Here is a 16,297-nt window from a genome sequence, read left to right as displayed (position 1 = left end):
GCCCCTTCACAGTGTTACTTTTGCGCGACGTCTGCGGGTGCGGTGTCGGGCTTTTTCGGCTTCATCAGACTGAAGTCGATCAGTGCACGCTGCTCGGTCTGGTACGGATCACCGATCAGCAACGGACGTTGCTTGAAGCTGTCGCTGACCACGCTCTTGCTGCGGTCCAGCTCATCGAAACTCAAACCGGCCATGTCCGCCCAGGTGTGTATCAGGTGCGAGCTGCTGTACGGACGGTCAAGGTCGCCGGCGAAGTTCCAGTCATGGTTAGCCTTCCATTTCGGCGACGCCCAAGCCATGAACGGGATGGTGTACATCGGCGCCGTCGGCTTGTTTTCGTTACGCCCCAGGGTGCTGTGACCGGCAGAGTCGAACACGTCTTCACCGTGGTCCGAGAGATACAGCAGGAACCCGTTCGGATCGGACTTGGCGTAATCCTTGATCAGGCTCGACACCACGAAGTCGTTGTACAGCACCGCGTTGTCGTAGCTGTTGTAGGTTGGCACCTGATCGTCACGTACGCCGGCCGGGACGCCATTGCGATCCTGGAACTTGTCGAAGGTCGGCGGATAGCGGTACTGGTAGCTCATGTGCGTGCCGAGCAGATGAACAACGATCAATTTGCGCGGTGCAGCATCGGCCAGGGCTTTGTTGAATGGTTCGATCACGTCACCGTCGTATTGGGCGGCGTTCTGGTTGCGGTTGTTGTTCAGGTAGACCTGCTCGTCAGCCTGCTCGGAGAACGTCGTGAGCATGGTGTTGCGCTTGGTCATGGTCTGCTGGTTGGTGATCCAGAAGGTCTTGTAGCCTGCCTGTTTCATCATGCTGACCAGCGACGGCGTCGACAGGTACAGGTCGGGATTTTCTTCGTCAGCGAAGGTCAGCACCTGCTGCAACGCCTCGATGGTGTACGGGCGAGGGGTGACGACGTTGTCGAAGACAGCCAGTTGATCCTTGAGTTTGTCCAGCTCAGGCGTGGTGTTGCGTTGATAACCGTAGAGGCTCATGCGCTGGCGGTTGGTCGATTCGCCGATCACCAGCACCAGCGTGGACGGCTGATCGGCGCCCGCTGTCTTGAGGTTATGCAGCGGCGGGATCTTGCTCGCGCTGTGCAGCATGCCTTGCATGTCGGCCAGCGTATCGAGATAACGGTGGTAGGCCACGGCCATTTGCCACGGCACGGCCGGCTCGATGCGGGTCTCGAATTTCTCGAAGCCTTGAGCGAAGGTGCCCATGCGCAGGGTCTGTTTGACCAGCGGATAACCGACCACGGCAATCACGATGGCGGCGGCGGCGACCATGGCACGGCCGCGCGGCATGTACACCGGGCGCAGGCGCGTCCACAGGAAGTAGGCGAATGCGGTATGCGCGAGGAACGCCGGCACCATCCACCAGGCAAAGTACTGGGTCATGTACTCGCCGGCTTCGGACACGTTCGACTCGAACATGATGAAGATGACGCTCTGGGAGAATTCCTGCTGATAAATGAAGAAGTAACCCAGACTGGCCATCGAGCAAGCCCACAGCACGATGCCGATCACGGCGGCCAGCAGTTTGGTGCGCTTGGGGAACAGCAGCATCGGCGCCAGCCAGAGTGCGCTCATGAAGAACGCCTGGCGGAACCCGCTGAAACCGGAGGTGCCGGTGATCTGAATCAGCAGTTGGGTAATGCCGGAAAAGTACCAGAAGAACACAAAAAGCCAGAGTAGACCGGCCCAGTCGAAACCTGCCGCAGTCGTTGTGCTGCGTTTGAACAATGCCATTCGGCGCTCCAGCTGTCTCGTTACAACCACCGCCGGAACATCCATGAAGCCGACGAACAAAGGCCGCACGCGCAGGTACGGCCAGAATGGAGGCGGAGTATTACGAAGCGAATGTGAAAGTTTTGTTAATTACCGCGCCAGTAGACGTGGCAACGGTCAGAAGTACAGCGTGTCGGGAACCGCGAGTGCCGTTCCCGAATCAGGCGGGGGAGATCAGGCGTGCGGGTGGCGCTGAACAACCGGCAGCGGCTTGGGCTGAGCACCCAGTGTCATCGCGCGCAGTTGCGCCAACTCCTGTTTCAGTTGGTCGCGCTCGTCTTTCAACTGGCGCAATTCATCGCGACGGATTGTCACGTACAGGGTTTGTGGCGGCATTGCTGTGTGTACTGTGCCCATTGCTCACCTCGCAAATGGTGTGTCTCAACTGTAAATCGCCCCCGATTTCGGGTGACTGACTTACTATCGGCGCCAATTTTGATTTCTTTTGCCAGTGAATGGAACTTTTTTATTTTTCATGGTCGGTGTGTCTTCGGCACGATTCAGGGCGTTATCTGTCTGAATCGGGCACAATGCCCGGAAACTTCATCCCGACGCTCTGGACTAACCTCCATTAGTCGCGTTGGGCTATAACCTTTGACACACATTTATTTGTAGTAAGGAGCATCAGCACATGCAACTCGGGATTATTGGACTGGGCCGCATGGGCGGTAATATTGCGCGGCGCCTGATGCTCAGCGGTCACACCACCGTTGTTTACGACCGCAATACCGCTTTCATCGACAACCTGGTCGCCGAGGGATCCACCGGCGTTGCCGACTTGCCGGCACTGGTTGCAGGCCTGGCCAAGCCGCGTGCCGTTTGGGTCATGCTGCCGGCCGGCGCGCCGACCGAAGACACCATCAACACCCTGAGCACTCTGCTGGAAGCCGGTGACACCATCATCGACGGCGGCAACACCAACTATAAGGATGACATCCGCCGCGCCAAAACCCTGGCCGAGAAAGGCCTGCACTACATCGACGTCGGCACCTCTGGCGGCGTCTGGGGCCTGGAACGCGGCTACTGCATGATGATCGGCGGCGATACCGAGACCGTTAAGCGTCTTGATCCGCTGTTCGCCGCACTGGCGCCAGGCATGGGCGACATCCCGCGCACCAAGGATCGCAAGTCCGATGACCCGCGCGCCGAGCACGGCTACATTCACGCCGGTCCTGCCGGCGCCGGTCACTTCGTCAAGATGATCCACAACGGCATCGAGTACGGCATGATGGCCGCGTTCGCCGAAGGCTTCGACATCCTCAAGACCAAGTCCAGCGAGCGCCTGCCGGAAGATCAGCGTTTCGATCTGAACGTGGCCGACATTGCTGAAGTGTGGCGTCGTGGCAGCGTGGTGTCATCGTGGTTGCTCGACCTGACGGCTGACGCGCTGGCCAGCGACCCGAAACTTGACGGTTTCTCCGGTTCGGTTGCCGACAGCGGTGAAGGTCAATGGACCATCGAAGCCGCCATGGAGCAAGCGGTGCCGGTACCGGTGCTGTCCAACTCGCTGTTCTCGCGCTACCGCTCACGTGGCCAAGGCACCTTTGGCGACAAGATTCTTTCGGCCCAGCGCTTCGGCTTCGGCGGCCATGTGGAGACACCGAAGAAATGACCCATACGATCCGCAGAAAATCCAAGGCAGAACCGGCACCACCGACCACGCTGTTTCTGTTCGGTGCCCACGGCGACCTGGTCAAGCGCTTGCTGATGCCGGCGCTGTACAACCTCAGTCGCGACGGCCTGCTTGATGAGAACCTGCGGATCGTTGGCGTTGACCACAACGCCATTACCGATGAAGCCTTCGCGCAAAAGCTCGAGGACTTCATTCGTACCGAAGTGGCGGCGAAGGTCGGCAAGGGCGATCAGATGCTTGATCCGGCCTTGTGGGCCAAGCTCGCCAAAGGTATCAGCTACGTCCAGGGCGACTTCCTCGACGACAGCACTTATTCAGCGCTGGCGGCGAAAATCGCCGACAGCGGCACCGGCAATGCGGTGTTCTACCTAGCCACCGCGCCGCGTTTCTTCAGTGAAGTGGTGCGTCGACTCGGCAGCGCCGGTTTGCTAGAAGAAACCCCCGAAGCGTTCAGAAGGGTGGTGATCGAGAAGCCGTTCGGCTCCGATCTGCAGACCGCCGAAGCACTGAACGCCTGCCTGCTCAAGGTGATGTCCGAGAAACAGATCTATCGGATCGACCATTACCTGGGCAAGGAGACCGTGCAGAACATTCTGGTCAGCCGGTTCTCCAACAGCCTGTTCGAGGCGTTCTGGAACAACCATTACATCGACCACGTACAGATCACCGCCGCCGAAACCGTCGGCGTCGAAACCCGTGGCAGTTTTTACGAGCACACCGGTGCGTTGCGCGACATGGTGCCCAATCACCTGTTCCAGTTGCTGGCCATGGTTGCCATGGAACCGCCGGCGGCGTTCGGCGCCGATGCGGTACGTGGCGAGAAAGCCAAAGTGGTCGGCGCGATCCGTCCATGGACGGTTGAAGAAGCTCGGGCCAACTCGGTGCGTGGCCAGTACAGCGCCGGTGAAGTCGGCGGCAAGGCACTGGCCGGTTATCGCCAGGAGGCCAACGTCTCGCCCGACAGCACCACGGAAACCTATGTGGCGCTGAAGGTGATGATCGACAACTGGCGTTGGGTCGGCGTGCCGTTCTACCTGCGTACCGGCAAGCGCATGAGTGTGCGCGACACCGAGATCGTCATCTGCTTCAAACCGGCGCCTTATGCGCAATTTCGCGACACCGAAGTCGACGAGCTACAACCGACCTATCTGCGTATCCAGATCCAGCCCAATGAAGGCATGTGGTTCGACCTGCTGGCCAAGCGCCCGGGGCCGGCGCTGAACATGGCCAACATCGAATTGGGGTTTGCCTACAAAGACTTCTTCGAAATGCAGCCATCGACCGGTTACGAAACCCTGATTTACGACTGCCTGACCGGCGATCAGACGCTGTTCCAGCGTGCCGACAACATCGAGAACGGCTGGCGTGCGGTGCAACCGTTCCTCGACGCCTGGCAGCAGGACGCGAGTGTGCAAACCTATGCCGCCGGTGAAGATGGCCCGCAAGCCGCCGAAGACCTGCTGACTCGCGATGGCCGCGTCTGGCATGGCCTCGGATGAGCAAGCCGATCCGTTTTCTGCTGAGCGACATGGACGGCACGCTGTTGCTGCCCGATCACAGGCTGAGCCAGCGTACTATCGACGCCGTGCGGTCGTTACGCGAGGCGGGCGTCCTGTTCAGTCTCGCCACCGGGCGTCCGCCGAAAGCCATGTTGCAGCAGATCGAAGCCTTGGGCGTCGATCTGCCGACGGCGGCGTTCAACGGCGGCACAATCGTCAATCCGGACGGTAGTATGCTCGTCGCGCATTACCTGCCGGCGACAACGGCGCTGATTGCTCTCGCGACGTTTGCCGATCAACCGGATGTCGAAATCTGGGTGTTCAGCGGCGGCGACTGGCTGCTCAAGGATCCGCACGGGCCGATGGTGCCGCGCGAGCAGCATGGCCTCGGCTATCCGCCGGTGGTGGTCGAGAGTTTCGAACCGTATCTTGAGCGCATCGACAAGATCGTCGCGACCAGCAACAACACTGAGCTGTTGATCGAACTGGAGGCGCGTTTACTGTCCAAGGTCAACGGCATGGCGCAAGTCTCGCGCTCGCAATCGGTGTACCTCGACGTCACGGCGCTGGAGGCCAACAAAGGCACCGCACTGGCGACCATTGCCGCGCACTTGGGCATCCCGCTGGAGCAGACGGCCGCGATTGGCGATGGCGGCAACGACCCGGCGATGTTTCATTGCGCGGGACTGTCGATTGCCATGGGACAGGCGGAGGAGGCGGTGAAGCGTCAGGCCGACGTGATCACCGCGCCGAACACCGAAGACGGCGTGGCTCAGGCGATCGAAAAGTACATCCTTCCTCACTGAATTCACCCCAAAACAAATGTAGGAGTGAGCCTGCTCGCGATAGCAATGTTTCAGTCACCATTTTCTGGGCTGACACACCGCTATCGCGAGCAGGCTCACTCCTACACTTTATTCGGTGTAACTACAGCCAGTAGCTGACCGCGTACCAGCCCAGCAGGCCCATGACGAAGGTGTACGGTAATGCCATCCACACCATGCGCCCGTACGACAGGCGTACCAGCGGCGCAATTGCCGACGTCAGCAGAAACAGAAACGCTGCCTGGCCATTTGGCGTCGCCACGCTTGGCAGGTTAGTACCAGTGTTGATCGCAATTGCCAGCGTCTCGAAGTGCTCGCGGCTCATGTGCCCGGCCAGGAACGCCTGTTTCACTTCGGTGATGTAAATCGTCGCAACGAAGACGTTGTCGCTGATCGCCGAGAGCAGACCGTTGGCAATAAACAGCATGCCCGGTTGTTGATCGATCGGCAGAGCCAGCACCCACTCGATCAGCGGCACAAACAGCTGTTGATCGTGAATCACCGCGACCACGGCAAAGAACACCACCAGCAGCGCGGTAAACGGCATGGCATCCTTGAATGCGCTGCCCAGACGATGCTCGTCGGTGATGCCGGTAAACGCGGTGATCAGCACAATCACCATCAAGCCGATCAGGCCGACCTCGGCGACGTGAAACGCCAGGCAGCCGATCAGGATCAGTGCCGCAGTGCCTTGCACCAGCAGCGCCGCACGTTGGCGCGGGGTGCGTTCGGCGTTGTCTTCGGCGGCGTAATTGGCCAACACGGCGCGGACGTTGTCCGGCAGCAGCGTGCCGTAGCCGAACCAGCGCAGCTTCTCCAGCAGAACGCAGGTGATCAGGCCCGCAGCCAGGACCGGCAAGGACACGGGGGCGACTTTCTGAAAGAACTCCGCGAAGTGCCAGCCCATTTCATGGCCGATCAGCAGATTCTGCGGTTCGCCCACCAGCGTACACACGCCACCGAGCGCCGTGCCGACCGCGCCGTGCATCAACAGGCTGCGCAGGAATGCGCGAAACTGATTCAGATCATCGTGATGAAGTGTCGGCAGGTGTTGGTCGTCGCTGAACCCGCTGTCCTGACGCGGATCGTTACCCGACGCCACCCGATGGTAGACCGAGTAAAAGCCGACCGCCGCGCTGATGATCACCGCAGTAACCGTCAACGCATCGAGAAATGCCGACAGAAACGCCGATAGAAAGCAGAACATCAGGGCCAGTGCCGTTTTCGAGCGCACGCCCAATAACAACCGCGAGAACAGAAACAGCAGCAGATCCTTCATAAAGTAAATCCCGGCCACCATAAACATCAGCAGCAGGATCACCGGGAAGTTGTGTACCAGTTCATCGTAGAGCGCCTGCGGCGTGGTCATCTTCAACAGCAGAGCTTCGATCAATAGCAAACCGCCGGGCATCAACGGATAGCACTTGAGCGCCATGGCCAAGGTGAAGATGAACTCGATCACCAGCAACCAGCCAGCCGCGACCGGCCCCACCGTGAACAGCACGACAGCGTTAAGGATCAGAAATCCGACGATGGTCGCCTTGTACCAGCGTGGCGAGTGCCCGAGAAAATTTTGCGCGAACGCCTGGGCCATTGAACCGGACATCGGTTGCTCCTTGTTTTTAAGAAGCGCGCAAGTTGCCGGATGTGTCAGACAAGTTCAAGTTGTTCCTGACTTGAACACGATTCCATGTAGGTGCTGCCGAAGGCTGTTATTGATTGAGATACCGCGCGACCATCGCCCGGTAGTTGCCATCCAGCGAATAGCCACCGACCAGAATGGCGTCATCCGATTGCACGGCAAGTGAATTCGCCGTGTCGAGGCTGCGTCCCAGGCGCGTACGCAACCAGCCGCGGCCCTGACCGAAACTCTGGTCAAGGCGCCCGTCTGCGCAGTAACGCGCGACGATGAAGTCGGCCTCGACCCCGCCAAGGGTGGCGCCCACCGCGATGATGCGGCCGTCTGCCATGCACTGGGCGGCGCTCCACTGACAGCCGCTGGGGCCGATTTCCAGCAAATGGGGCTGGCCGTTATTGCTGCGCAGGTTCGGCCGGCCATTGAGGTGCAGGCTGAATGCCATGCATCGGATCGGGTCGCGGCTGCTGCCGAAGCAGTGCAGGGTGTCCGCCGATTCAAGGATCTGACTGACCAGAGCGCTTTTGCCGTGGGCCTTGAATGCCATGAAACCATCTACCGCAAAACGTTCGTCCAGCCGGCCATCGGGCAGGTAACGCGCCAACAGGCCTTCCTGAGGAAAATCGATCGAGCCGCCCACCAAAATTCGCCCATCCTTCTGCAGCATCAGCCGGCTGAGCCAGGTGTTGAGCAGCAGATGGCGGATCATCACGAAACCGCGCCCGTTGAACGTGTCATCCAGGCTGCCGTCAGGCTTGAGGCGGATGAGCATGCCGGCGTGGTCGGCCAGTTCGAAGTGATGGTTGGCGATCAGTAGAATATGTCCGTCATCCTGCACCGCAAAATCGCAGGCCTCTGCGCCCGGCACTCCGGGCGGTAGCCAGCTGTCGCGGGTGCCCATGGACAAGTCGCCCGGTAGGCGCACCACTTGGTAACCGTTGTCACCGAAAGATTGATCCGGTTGGCCCTGCGCGTCGAACAGGGCAAGCGCGGGCAGGGTGCGGTGACTGTTTTCATAATGCAGGCCCGCCAGCAGGATCCGTCCATCGGGCAGCGCCTGCACTTTGCCGGCCATGGCTTCGAAGCCTGGGGCAAATGTATCGATCACGCTGCCTTGCTCACCAAAGGACAGATCGGCCGAGCCATCCGCCAGCAGGCGTGCCAAACCGAAACGGCTGCCCTCGGTGATGCCGACTTTGGCGGCAACCAGAATCCGCCCCTGCGCGTCGAGTGCGACATCCTGGGTCAGGCTGGACAGGCTGCCGGCGAAATACACCTGAGCCACGCCGGTGCTGGCAAACGATTTGTCGAGTTGACCGGCATTATTCAATAACGTCGGGAGCGCAACGGCGTTCAGGGTGGACATGCACGCATCTCCTTGCAAGTTGACCATGACCGGGGAACCGGTGGCTAACTGCATGAGCGGAACATTCAAAACCTGAACTAGAAGAAGTACAACTGTAAGAACTAACAGGTGGAGGGTCACACTGTGCCAGAACAGTGTCTTTTTGAACCAATAGCAAGCCTGCCAAGCAGTTACGCGAGAACGCGCTGCCAGAAGTTGTACAAAAGTATCAGGGGATAATCAGAAAGAGTAACTAGCAAGAGGAGGGCGGATGACGTCGACGTCATCCGCAGCGCCCGGCTGGTCAGTGTGACATCGACCAGGATTGCAGCGCATAACCTTCTTTGCTCAGTTCAGCGCGGGCCTGTTGCAACAGTTGCTCCAGCTGCGCAGGATCGGAGTAGGTGCTGCATGGAATCTGTTTGCGGCCGATGTGCGAATTAGTGCGATCGATGACGGTCAGGTTCAGTTCGCCATTGCCGTCTTGTGGGGCCCAGGCCACGCATTGGAAAGGTTGGAACGCGCGGTTGGCAATCAAAAGAGCTTCGTTGATACGGAGCGGGGCGGTCATGGGGTCTTCTCTCTTTAGTGCCCAATCAAGTGATGTGCCGTCGGTTGGGCTTACCGTTCGGCTGGTTACTTGTACTGATGCACGCAACCCGGGAGCGGGTCACACTCGAAACAAAGAAATTTCAACTTTCTTTCATTCACTCGGTTTTTCGAGCGCTTTTGGAAGGTTCTTGAAAGGTATTCGGCAGGGATTAAGTCGATAGCCAACTAATCAAGCGGATACTTATAACGAATTTGCTTGTACACCTATAAGCAATTGATACAAGGCGCTGTCAAAATCTTGCTAACGTTACAGTCGGGTCTGCCAAATGACTGTTTTTACAATCATTTCTAATATTTGGCGCCAAGGAACAGTCATGAGCGAAGCGCCAGCGTTAAGACGTTTATTGGTAGTCGACCCCTGCGACGACTGTCACCGCTTATTGCCCGGTTTGCGAGCGGTAGGGTGGGATGTCGACAGTTGTACTCTGGAAAACGCCGCCGACCGCAGCTGTGATGTCGGCTTGCTGCGTTTGCAGCCTTTTCACCTCGAACGGCCTGAGGCCGTCAAAGAGCTGATCAGCCGCAGCGGCACCGAATGGATCGCTGTGCTCAATCAGGAAGTCCTGCGTTTACAGAACGTCGGTGACTTCGTCTGCGAGTGGTTTTTCGATTTCCATACCTTGCCGTTCGATGTGTCGCGAGTGCAGGTCACCCTCGGCCGGGCGTTCGGCATGGCGCGACTGCGCGGGCAGGGCACGATTCACGTCGATCAGCCCGAGCATGAACTGCTGGGTGACAGCAAGCCGATCCGCGAACTGCGCAAGCTGCTGAGTAAACTGGCGCCCACCGAATCGCCGGTGCTGATCCGTGGCGAAAGCGGCACCGGCAAAGAACTGGTTGCGCGCACGCTGCACCGTCAGTCCCAGCGCCACAGCAAACCTTTTGTCGCGATCAACTGCGGGGCAATTCCCGAACACTTGATCCAGTCCGAGCTGTTTGGTCATGAAAAAGGCGCGTTCACCGGCGCTCATCAGCGCAAGGTCGGGCGTATTGAAGCGGCCAACGGTGGCACGTTGTTTCTCGATGAAATCGGTGATCTACCGCTGGAATTGCAAGCCAACCTGCTGCGCTTCCTGCAGGAAAAACACATCGAGCGCGTGGGCGGCAGTCAGCCTATCCCGGTTGATGTTCGGGTATTGGCGGCGACTCACGTCGATCTTGAGGCCGCCATCGAGAAAAAACGTTTTCGTGAAGACCTGTATTACCGGCTCAACGTGCTGCAAGTCGTGACGGCACCGTTGCGAGAACGTCACGGCGATCTGTCGATGCTGGCCAACCACTTCTCGCATTTCTACAGTCATGAAACCGGGCGTCGTCCGCGCAGTTTCAGTGAGGATGCGCTGATTGCGATGGGCAAACACGATTGGCCAGGGAACGTGCGCGAACTGGCCAACCGGGTGCGTCGCGGCCTGGTCCTGGCTGAAGGTCGGCAGATTGAGGCGCGTGATCTTGGCCTGATCAGTCAGCAGTCGATCGCCACGCCCATGGGGACGCTGGAGGACTACAAGACCCGCGCTGAACGTCAGGCGTTGTGCGATGTGTTGAACCGGCACAGCGATAATCTCAGCGTGGCCGCCAAGGTACTCGGGGTTTCAAGGCCGACGTTTTATCGGCTGTTGCACAAGCATCAGATTCGGTAGAAACCATAGATCAAAAGATCGCAGCCTGTGCCAGCGCCTACATTTAAATCCTGTAGGCGCTGGCGCAGGCTGCGATCTTTTGCTTGTGCGTGGTTTAGAAGTAGTACGGGAATTTCAGGCTGAAGGAAAAGTCCGGGGCATCATCCGTAAGGCCGATGGACAGGTTAGGCACAATGGTCAGGTTGTCGGTGGCCGCAATGGTCATGCCGACGTTGAAGTAACCGGCGTTGGCGTCGCTGGACACCACCGATTGCCAATCTCCGCCATCCTGTTTCAGCTTGCTCTTGCGTTGCACCAGGTCAGACATCGAGAACGACATACTCATCTTCTCGTTCAGTGCAAAGGCGATACCGGCACCGATCTGGAAGCTGTCGCCGATCTTCACCTTGCCCGGGTTTTTCTGGTTGACGGTGGAGCTGATGTCGTCGAACGACTCTTCCAGGTTGTGGGTGTAGGACAGGCTACCGAACAGCACCGCCGGGTCGAACGTCTTGACCAGCGAGATGCCGGGCGTGACCGACCAGACGCCGTTGCCGGTCGGCAGGGTGTCAGGCACGAACAGGTTGGAGTTGGCATCGGTCTGACGCAACTTGATGCCGAAGGGGTCTTTGCCGGTAGGCGCCTTGACGCGCAAGGTGACCACTGCGTCCGGGGTGTTGACCGACTCGTCGAGGAACTTGTAGGCGATGCCGAAGTTGACGTCACCGATGGTCGGGTCGCGGTCGACATCCTGCTCGGTGGTGACGTTGGACGCACCGCCGTTGCCGCCGCCGGACTGATAGGTCGAATCGCGGTAGACCACTGGCACGTTCAGGTCGAACTGCCAACGATTGTCGAAGTTGTAGCGACCGGTGAGATCGAGAGTCCAGGTATCCGCCTTGATCCGGTCAAGGTTGATATTGCCGAGGAAGATCGAGTCCAGCGCCAGGAAGCCGTTGAGAATCAACTGGCGAGTGTCATAACGCGAATAGGTGATGCCGGTTTCAAAGCTGAATTTGCCCCCGCCGAAGAAGCCGCTGGCCTCGTCGTACAGATTGGACACACTCTGCGCCGGTTGCGAATCGTCGGCCAGCGATTGCCCGTAGGAAGCGCCACTGCCCCCGGCGGCGCCCCCCGACGCTGCTGCGGCCCCGGTGCCGGTGGCCACTTTCGGATTGCCTTTCATGTCGGATGGCGATTTGGCCAGGCGTTTGGGTTGCGGAGCGGCGGGTTGATCTTCGACCTGGCGGACCCGTTGTTCGAGTACCGCCAGGGCCTTTTGTTGTACTTCGTATCGTTGCTTCAGCTCCAGAAGTTCCTGTTTCAGCGTTTCCACGTCAGCGTCGGGTGCTGCTTGCAGCATCGCGGCCGGTAGAAGCGTACTCAGACATACAGCGGCACGCAGTGATACTGATCGATACATGAATAAGCCGTCCCTTTAAGCCCAATGATCGAGACTCAGCGTAGTTCAATATCCGATATTGCGTAGTGCCCTGAGTTGAGTCAGGTTGCAGTCCAGTGCACCGGCACTCATGCCGTTATTGTTCAACACAACGTTGAGTTGGGTCATGTTATTGACCACGTTGGCACTGCCGAGCAGACGGGTGTTCTGCAGCAAACCGCCCTGGGCAACTTGTTGCAGGGCCGTGCCCTGATTACCTGAAGCCTGAATGGCCATTTGTACGCCACCACCGTTGGCCGAAACGGCCACGCTGCCCGCGGCATTACTGCCGCCGATGGTTTGTCCGGCCATCAGGGCCTGTCCTTGCGCGGGCACCAGTGCCGGTGCCTGACTGGCTTCCGAAACGTTAATGGCAACGTTGTTATAGGCCGTATTGCTGTCGCCAGCGGCACGCACGCTTTGCGTCACGCCCTGGCTGCTGTCGAGGCCGGCGCCACCGGTGATTGTCCCGGTGCCCGTTGGCAGCGTGCTGCCGTTGCCGTGCTCCTTGATGGTTTGCACATAGAATTCGGGTTTGACCGTTGCTGCCTGAAGTTGCATCGAGGTCGCAGCCCCGATCAGATCACCACTGGCGTTGCGCCAGGTACTGCTCATGACAATGCCGAAGCTGATAATCCGCCCCGGCATGACATAACGACCACGTAGCTCGGACAATTCCTTATCCTGTATTTCTATAGGTTTGAATCCTGCATTGGCATAGCCTGACGCGCTCGCTGCCAGGCAGGCGGCGGCCAGCCAGTATGAGGTTTTCATCTGCTGCTCCCGGGACATCCAGCCCCATTCTTTATAATCGGCGATTAAAAGAAGTCGCTCTGTATGAACCCGAAGTCCATCAATTCAGCATCTTTGACAGGGTTGAAGTTATCCAGCTTGTTCTTGGCCGTCAGCGGTGTCGGCGGGCTGCGCAAGGCGTTGGCCTTGTCATATCCGGGGCCGACGATGGCGAAGACGATGCCGTTCCAACCTTTGACAAAGTCATCATGGGAGTAACGTTTGTGGCCCAGAACCGGGTCTCCGATGTAAACCCAATCCTTGTCCGCACGTTGCAACACCACGAAATGCTTGTAGCCGCGAATTTCCATCAGTACCACCACCGGGATTGTTACAGCGTCGAGTTTTTCCGGCGGAATCTTGTAGCCTCTGGCGCGCATGCCGATGCTTTCTATGTAGCGCTTCATGTCGAGCATGGAAAAACCCTGAGTACGAACAAGGTCCTGGTCAGCGTTGACCAGCATGCCTTTGATGATGTGCTCCTCATCGACGTCGAGCCAATAGCCTTGGCGTAACACCGTGGCCAGTGCAGCAGCGCCGCAGCTGAAATCGGTTTTCTGTTCGACAATGTCGGCAAACTTGCGCTCACGAATGCTTTGCACGTTCTTGTAGATGAGTGTGCCGCCGGGAAGGGCAGCCACGGGCATCTGCGCCGCCTGGGTCAGGCCAGACAGACAAAGCAGAGCGATGAGGGCAGTCTTACGCATGATCGATACGCCTTTGCGGACTGAGGAAAAGCCCCGTTTCCGGGGCTTTCGTTTCGATCGCGATTACATGCAGGCTTTGCAACCTGCAGCGATGGACAGCGAGTTGCTTTGTTGGTTGCCAACACCTGCGGCGTTGTTGAAGCCAGCGTTGCCGGAGAAGTTGTTGCCAACGTTGCTGACTGCAGCATTGTTGGTTACAGGGTTTTTCCAGCCGTCTGGAGTCATCACTTGTTGAGTGGTTACGCCAGCCAGACCGAAGACACCCACAGCTTCGAAGGTAGCTTTCTGATCTTTGCTACCGCCATGCCCACCGTTACCGCCACGGTCGTTGTTGCCGTAGCCGCCACCGCCGTGACCATGATCGTCATCTTTGATGGTAGCTTCGCCAACGGCGCCGAACACGCCGACGGCGGCAACAGTGCCAGTGAGGGTATCTTTTTTGTAGGTTTGAGTGCCGTAGTTGCCTACGTTCAGACCTGTGGAGCTTTGGTTCGCAGCGGCAGCAGCCTGGGCCACACGGCCACCGGATACGGCGATTGCGAGGTTGTTTTTCTGTTGGTTGAAGTTGCCGGCACTGTTGTTCACGCCAATGTTGCCGGAACCGCCGTTACCCACATTGTTCAAGCCTGCGGTGTTGGTGGTGGAGTAGTTGGCAACGGAGTTGCTGGCGTTGACCTGAGTAGCGCTGGATGCAGCGACTGCGGTGCCGAAAATGAAGCTTTCGTCAGCAGTGGCCAGTGCGGCGGCGTTGTCTTGTTGGTTGCCGTCGCCAGCGGTGTTGTTCATGCCCAGGTTGCCGTTGGAACCGTTGGCCGAGTTTTCGATACCGGCACTATTTTTTGTGCCTTGGTTGCCGACTACGTTGCCTTGGCTGTTCTGCACATCGAGCACTGCGGCACCGGCGCCAGCGCCGATTTGCAGCAGTTCTTCGAGGGTAGGGCCTTTCGGATCATGGTTGTTGCCATGACCGTTGCCGTGCCCGTTACCATTACCATGATCGTCATCACGACCGCCTGCCTGTGCTGCGATTGCCATCACTGCTGCAAGTGCGAAAACCAGTGGTTTGAGAGCCATTGTAGGTTTCATGGTGTTTCTCCATCGTGCTTATTAGTTGGTTAAGTGTTGGTACTTTCTAATTGCACTGCTTTTGTTATTTGGGTCAGTCAGCGACCCGGATGCTCAGGGTGTTAGCCATTCGGTTCCCCACCCCGGCACTCTGGTTCACCTGAATCACCCCTCGGCTGCCGGTGAAGGCCTGATCACTTGTCGTGATCTGGCGACTGCCGGATGAGGTGCCAGTTGCTCCTGAGCTCGGTAAAAGCGCCACGTTCTGTTGCGACAGGGCGCTGTCGTCAACGCTCTGCGGCGCAGCACTGATGCTGACGCGCGTCACGTTGGCCATCTGGTTGTTGGCACCGGCGCCCTGGTTCACACCGAGGATCCCGTTGCCGTTACTGAAAGAGTTGCCGCCAATGGTTGCGCTGGCATTCATCGACGGATCGGCCGGTGTATCGAGCTTCTGCCTGACGATGGTGGTGGCGCTGGCCGAGGTGCCAATGGCGATGGCTTTGGTGTTGGTCTGTTGCATCTGGTCGCCGGCGGCCTGGTTGATGTTGTAGTTGCCGCGGTACTGGATGCCGGTGTCTTGAATGTTCGCGTCGTTCACTGAGCTGGGGTCCGCCATCGCGCTGGCGCAGCCGAAGAGGGCAAGCAGGAGCAGGTAGCGATTCATCTTATTGGCCTCCAGCCATGCGGGTCAGCGGGGCCAGGCCGGCGCCCATTGCGCGGTTGACGGTGTTGGAGATCGAGCCGCCACCGCCGCCGCCATGACCGGAGCTCATCCCTGGCAGGCCGTTGGGATTGCTCAGCACGTTCATGCCAGGCATGTTCGAAGTTGGGGTGGTGATGTTGCCGCGAATCGAAGAGCCGCTGGCGATACTGGCAAAGTCACCGTCATTGAGTTCGGTGCTGGTCATCGCTTGATTGATGCGCGCCGAAGGGTTGGCGTTGACGGTGGTCGGGTAGGGGTCTTTGCCCCCGCTGCGACCGATAGGGATCGGCTGGACATCGCGGTTGAGGACGATCACGCCATTGCCTTCGGCCTGAACGTTGAAACTGATGAACGCACTGGCTGCTGATCCGATCAGCAGGAGGCAGGTAAAGGTTTTATTGAAGTTCCCCACGGCTGCAATTCCTTCTTCAGTGGGCTGCCCTTGTCAGCGTTGTGAAGGAGAGAGCGAAAGCTGTGCCGCTTTTTAATTGCTTAGGATTTTCAATGAGTTACGCAGAAAGAGCGCGCACTTGATACGCAAGCTGTTTCAGCGGTGAAACAGGCACTGCCGCGTTGAGCTGTCTATTGGCTGAACAATGCTCTGGGACAAGGGTTT

15 protein-coding genes are annotated in these 16,297 nt (G+C 58.6%); 4 read left to right on the top strand and 11 right to left on the bottom strand.

Annotated features, from left to right (window positions below; genetic code table 11):
- Positions 1–14: 14 nt before the first annotated feature.
- Positions 15–1,763 carry a phosphoethanolamine transferase CptA gene (locus KI231_RS15090; protein WP_103302100.1) on the bottom strand — a complete coding sequence of 583 codons (1,749 nt, stop codon included), beginning with the start codon at positions 1,761–1,763 and terminating at the stop codon, positions 15–17.
- 213 nt (positions 1,764–1,976) lie between these two features.
- The gene (locus KI231_RS15085; protein WP_103302099.1) at positions 1,977–2,159 is read right to left on the bottom strand and encodes a DUF6026 family protein; all 183 of its coding nucleotides are present in this window, start codon (positions 2,157–2,159) and stop codon (positions 1,977–1,979) included.
- A 274-nt stretch (positions 2,160–2,433) separates the two neighbouring features.
- On the opposite strand from KI231_RS15085, the gene gnd reads away from it, so the two are divergent.
- Genes gnd through KI231_RS15070 form a run of 3 tightly spaced genes read left to right on the top strand, consistent with a single transcriptional unit; the run spans position 2,434 to position 5,740 of the window.
- Positions 2,434–3,414 carry a phosphogluconate dehydrogenase (NAD(+)-dependent, decarboxylating) gene (gene gnd, locus KI231_RS15080; RefSeq protein WP_212808919.1) on the top strand — a complete coding sequence of 327 codons (981 nt, stop codon included), beginning with the start codon at positions 2,434–2,436 and terminating at the stop codon, positions 3,412–3,414.
- Positions 3,411–4,934, top strand: a complete 1,524-nt coding sequence (gene zwf, locus KI231_RS15075) for a glucose-6-phosphate dehydrogenase (protein WP_103302097.1) — start codon at positions 3,411–3,413, stop codon at positions 4,932–4,934. The genes gnd and zwf overlap by 4 nt, the downstream gene beginning before the upstream one ends.
- Positions 4,931–5,740: an HAD family hydrolase gene (locus KI231_RS15070; protein ID WP_212808918.1), complete on the top strand. Its 810-nt coding sequence runs from the start codon at positions 4,931–4,933 to the stop codon at positions 5,738–5,740. The genes zwf and KI231_RS15070 overlap by 4 nt, the downstream gene beginning before the upstream one ends.
- Positions 5,741–5,861: 121 nt before the next feature.
- Here the strand turns inward: KI231_RS15070 and nhaB are convergent, their stop codons facing one another.
- The 3 genes from nhaB to KI231_RS15055 all read right to left on the bottom strand — a co-directional run bounded on the left by nhaB (position 5,862) and on the right by KI231_RS15055 (position 9,310).
- Positions 5,862–7,364, bottom strand: a complete 1,503-nt coding sequence (gene nhaB, locus KI231_RS15065) for a sodium/proton antiporter NhaB (RefSeq protein WP_212808917.1) — start codon at positions 7,362–7,364, stop codon at positions 5,862–5,864.
- A 106-nt stretch (positions 7,365–7,470) separates the two neighbouring features.
- Positions 7,471–8,760 carry a delta-60 repeat domain-containing protein gene (locus KI231_RS15060; RefSeq protein ID WP_212808916.1) on the bottom strand — a complete coding sequence of 430 codons (1,290 nt, stop codon included), beginning with the start codon at positions 8,758–8,760 and terminating at the stop codon, positions 7,471–7,473.
- A 283-nt stretch (positions 8,761–9,043) separates the two neighbouring features.
- Positions 9,044–9,310 carry a DUF1652 domain-containing protein gene (locus KI231_RS15055; protein ID WP_103302093.1) on the bottom strand — a complete coding sequence of 89 codons (267 nt, stop codon included), beginning with the start codon at positions 9,308–9,310 and terminating at the stop codon, positions 9,044–9,046.
- A 355-nt stretch (positions 9,311–9,665) separates the two neighbouring features.
- On the opposite strand from KI231_RS15055, the gene KI231_RS15050 reads away from it, so the two are divergent.
- Positions 9,666–10,991, top strand: a complete 1,326-nt coding sequence (locus KI231_RS15050) for a sigma-54 dependent transcriptional regulator (protein ID WP_103302092.1) — start codon at positions 9,666–9,668, stop codon at positions 10,989–10,991.
- Positions 10,992–11,085: 94 nt separating this feature from the next.
- Here the strand turns inward: KI231_RS15050 and fapF are convergent, their stop codons facing one another.
- The 6 genes from fapF to fapA all read right to left on the bottom strand — a co-directional run bounded on the left by fapF (position 11,086) and on the right by fapA (position 16,093).
- Positions 11,086–12,393: a fibril amyloid transporter FapF gene (gene fapF, locus KI231_RS15045; RefSeq protein ID WP_103302091.1), complete on the bottom strand. Its 1,308-nt coding sequence runs from the start codon at positions 12,391–12,393 to the stop codon at positions 11,086–11,088.
- 45 nt (positions 12,394–12,438) lie between these two features.
- Positions 12,439–13,185: a fibril amyloid subunit FapE gene (fapE, locus tag KI231_RS15040; RefSeq protein WP_103302090.1), complete on the bottom strand. Its 747-nt coding sequence runs from the start codon at positions 13,183–13,185 to the stop codon at positions 12,439–12,441.
- A 44-nt stretch (positions 13,186–13,229) separates the two neighbouring features.
- Positions 13,230–13,910 carry a fibril amyloid maturation endopeptidase FapD gene (fapD, locus tag KI231_RS15035; RefSeq protein ID WP_103302089.1) on the bottom strand — a complete coding sequence of 227 codons (681 nt, stop codon included), beginning with the start codon at positions 13,908–13,910 and terminating at the stop codon, positions 13,230–13,232.
- A 63-nt stretch (positions 13,911–13,973) separates the two neighbouring features.
- Entirely contained in the window at positions 13,974–14,996 is a 1,023-nt protein-coding gene (gene fapC / locus KI231_RS15030) for an amyloid-like fimbrin subunit FapC (RefSeq protein ID WP_212808915.1), read from the bottom strand.
- A gap of 73 nt (positions 14,997–15,069) precedes the next feature.
- Complete coding sequence (fapB, locus tag KI231_RS15025) at positions 15,070–15,642, bottom strand: fibril amyloid subunit FapB (RefSeq protein ID WP_212808914.1); 573 nt, start codon at positions 15,640–15,642, stop codon at positions 15,070–15,072.
- A gap of 1 nt (position 15,643) precedes the next feature.
- Entirely contained in the window at positions 15,644–16,093 is a 450-nt protein-coding gene (fapA, locus tag KI231_RS15020; protein ID WP_103302086.1) for a functional amyloid chaperone FapA, read from the bottom strand.
- Positions 16,094–16,297: the final 204 nt, after the last annotated feature.

The organism is Pseudomonas sp. Seg1, assembly GCF_018326005.1.
Lineage (GTDB): Bacteria > Pseudomonadota > Gammaproteobacteria > Pseudomonadales > Pseudomonadaceae > Aquipseudomonas.
The sequence above is the reverse complement of the archived record's forward strand: the minus strand, read 5'-3'. Positions and strand labels throughout refer to the sequence as shown.

Excerpts from the sequence above, each read along its gene's own strand:
- fapD (WP_103302089.1), bottom strand. The coding sequence starts at position 13,910 with ATGCGTAAGACTGCCCTCATCGCTCTGCTTTGTCTGTCTGGCCTGACC.
- KI231_RS15085 (WP_103302099.1), bottom strand. The coding sequence starts at position 2,159 with ATGGGCACAGTACACACAGCAATGCCGCCACAAACCCTGTACGTGACA.
- fapC (WP_212808915.1), bottom strand. The coding sequence starts at position 14,996 with ATGAAACCTACAATGGCTCTCAAACCACTGGTTTTCGCACTTGCAGCA.
- fapB (WP_212808914.1), bottom strand. The coding sequence starts at position 15,642 with ATGAATCGCTACCTGCTCCTGCTTGCCCTCTTCGGCTGCGCCAGCGCG.
- KI231_RS15050 (WP_103302092.1), top strand. The coding sequence starts at position 9,666 with ATGAGCGAAGCGCCAGCGTTAAGACGTTTATTGGTAGTCGACCCCTGC.
- nhaB (WP_212808917.1), bottom strand. The coding sequence starts at position 7,364 with ATGTCCGGTTCAATGGCCCAGGCGTTCGCGCAAAATTTTCTCGGGCAC.
- KI231_RS15055 (WP_103302093.1), bottom strand. The coding sequence starts at position 9,310 with ATGACCGCCCCGCTCCGTATCAACGAAGCTCTTTTGATTGCCAACCGC.
- fapE (WP_103302090.1), bottom strand. The coding sequence starts at position 13,185 with ATGAAAACCTCATACTGGCTGGCCGCCGCCTGCCTGGCAGCGAGCGCG.
- KI231_RS15060 (WP_212808916.1), bottom strand. The coding sequence starts at position 8,760 with ATGTCCACCCTGAACGCCGTTGCGCTCCCGACGTTATTGAATAATGCC.
- KI231_RS15070 (WP_212808918.1), top strand. The coding sequence starts at position 4,931 with ATGAGCAAGCCGATCCGTTTTCTGCTGAGCGACATGGACGGCACGCTG.
- gnd (WP_212808919.1), top strand. The coding sequence starts at position 2,434 with ATGCAACTCGGGATTATTGGACTGGGCCGCATGGGCGGTAATATTGCG.
- KI231_RS15090 (WP_103302100.1), bottom strand. The coding sequence starts at position 1,763 with ATGGCATTGTTCAAACGCAGCACAACGACTGCGGCAGGTTTCGACTGG.
- zwf (WP_103302097.1), top strand. The coding sequence starts at position 3,411 with ATGACCCATACGATCCGCAGAAAATCCAAGGCAGAACCGGCACCACCG.
- fapF (WP_103302091.1), bottom strand. The coding sequence starts at position 12,393 with ATGTATCGATCAGTATCACTGCGTGCCGCTGTATGTCTGAGTACGCTT.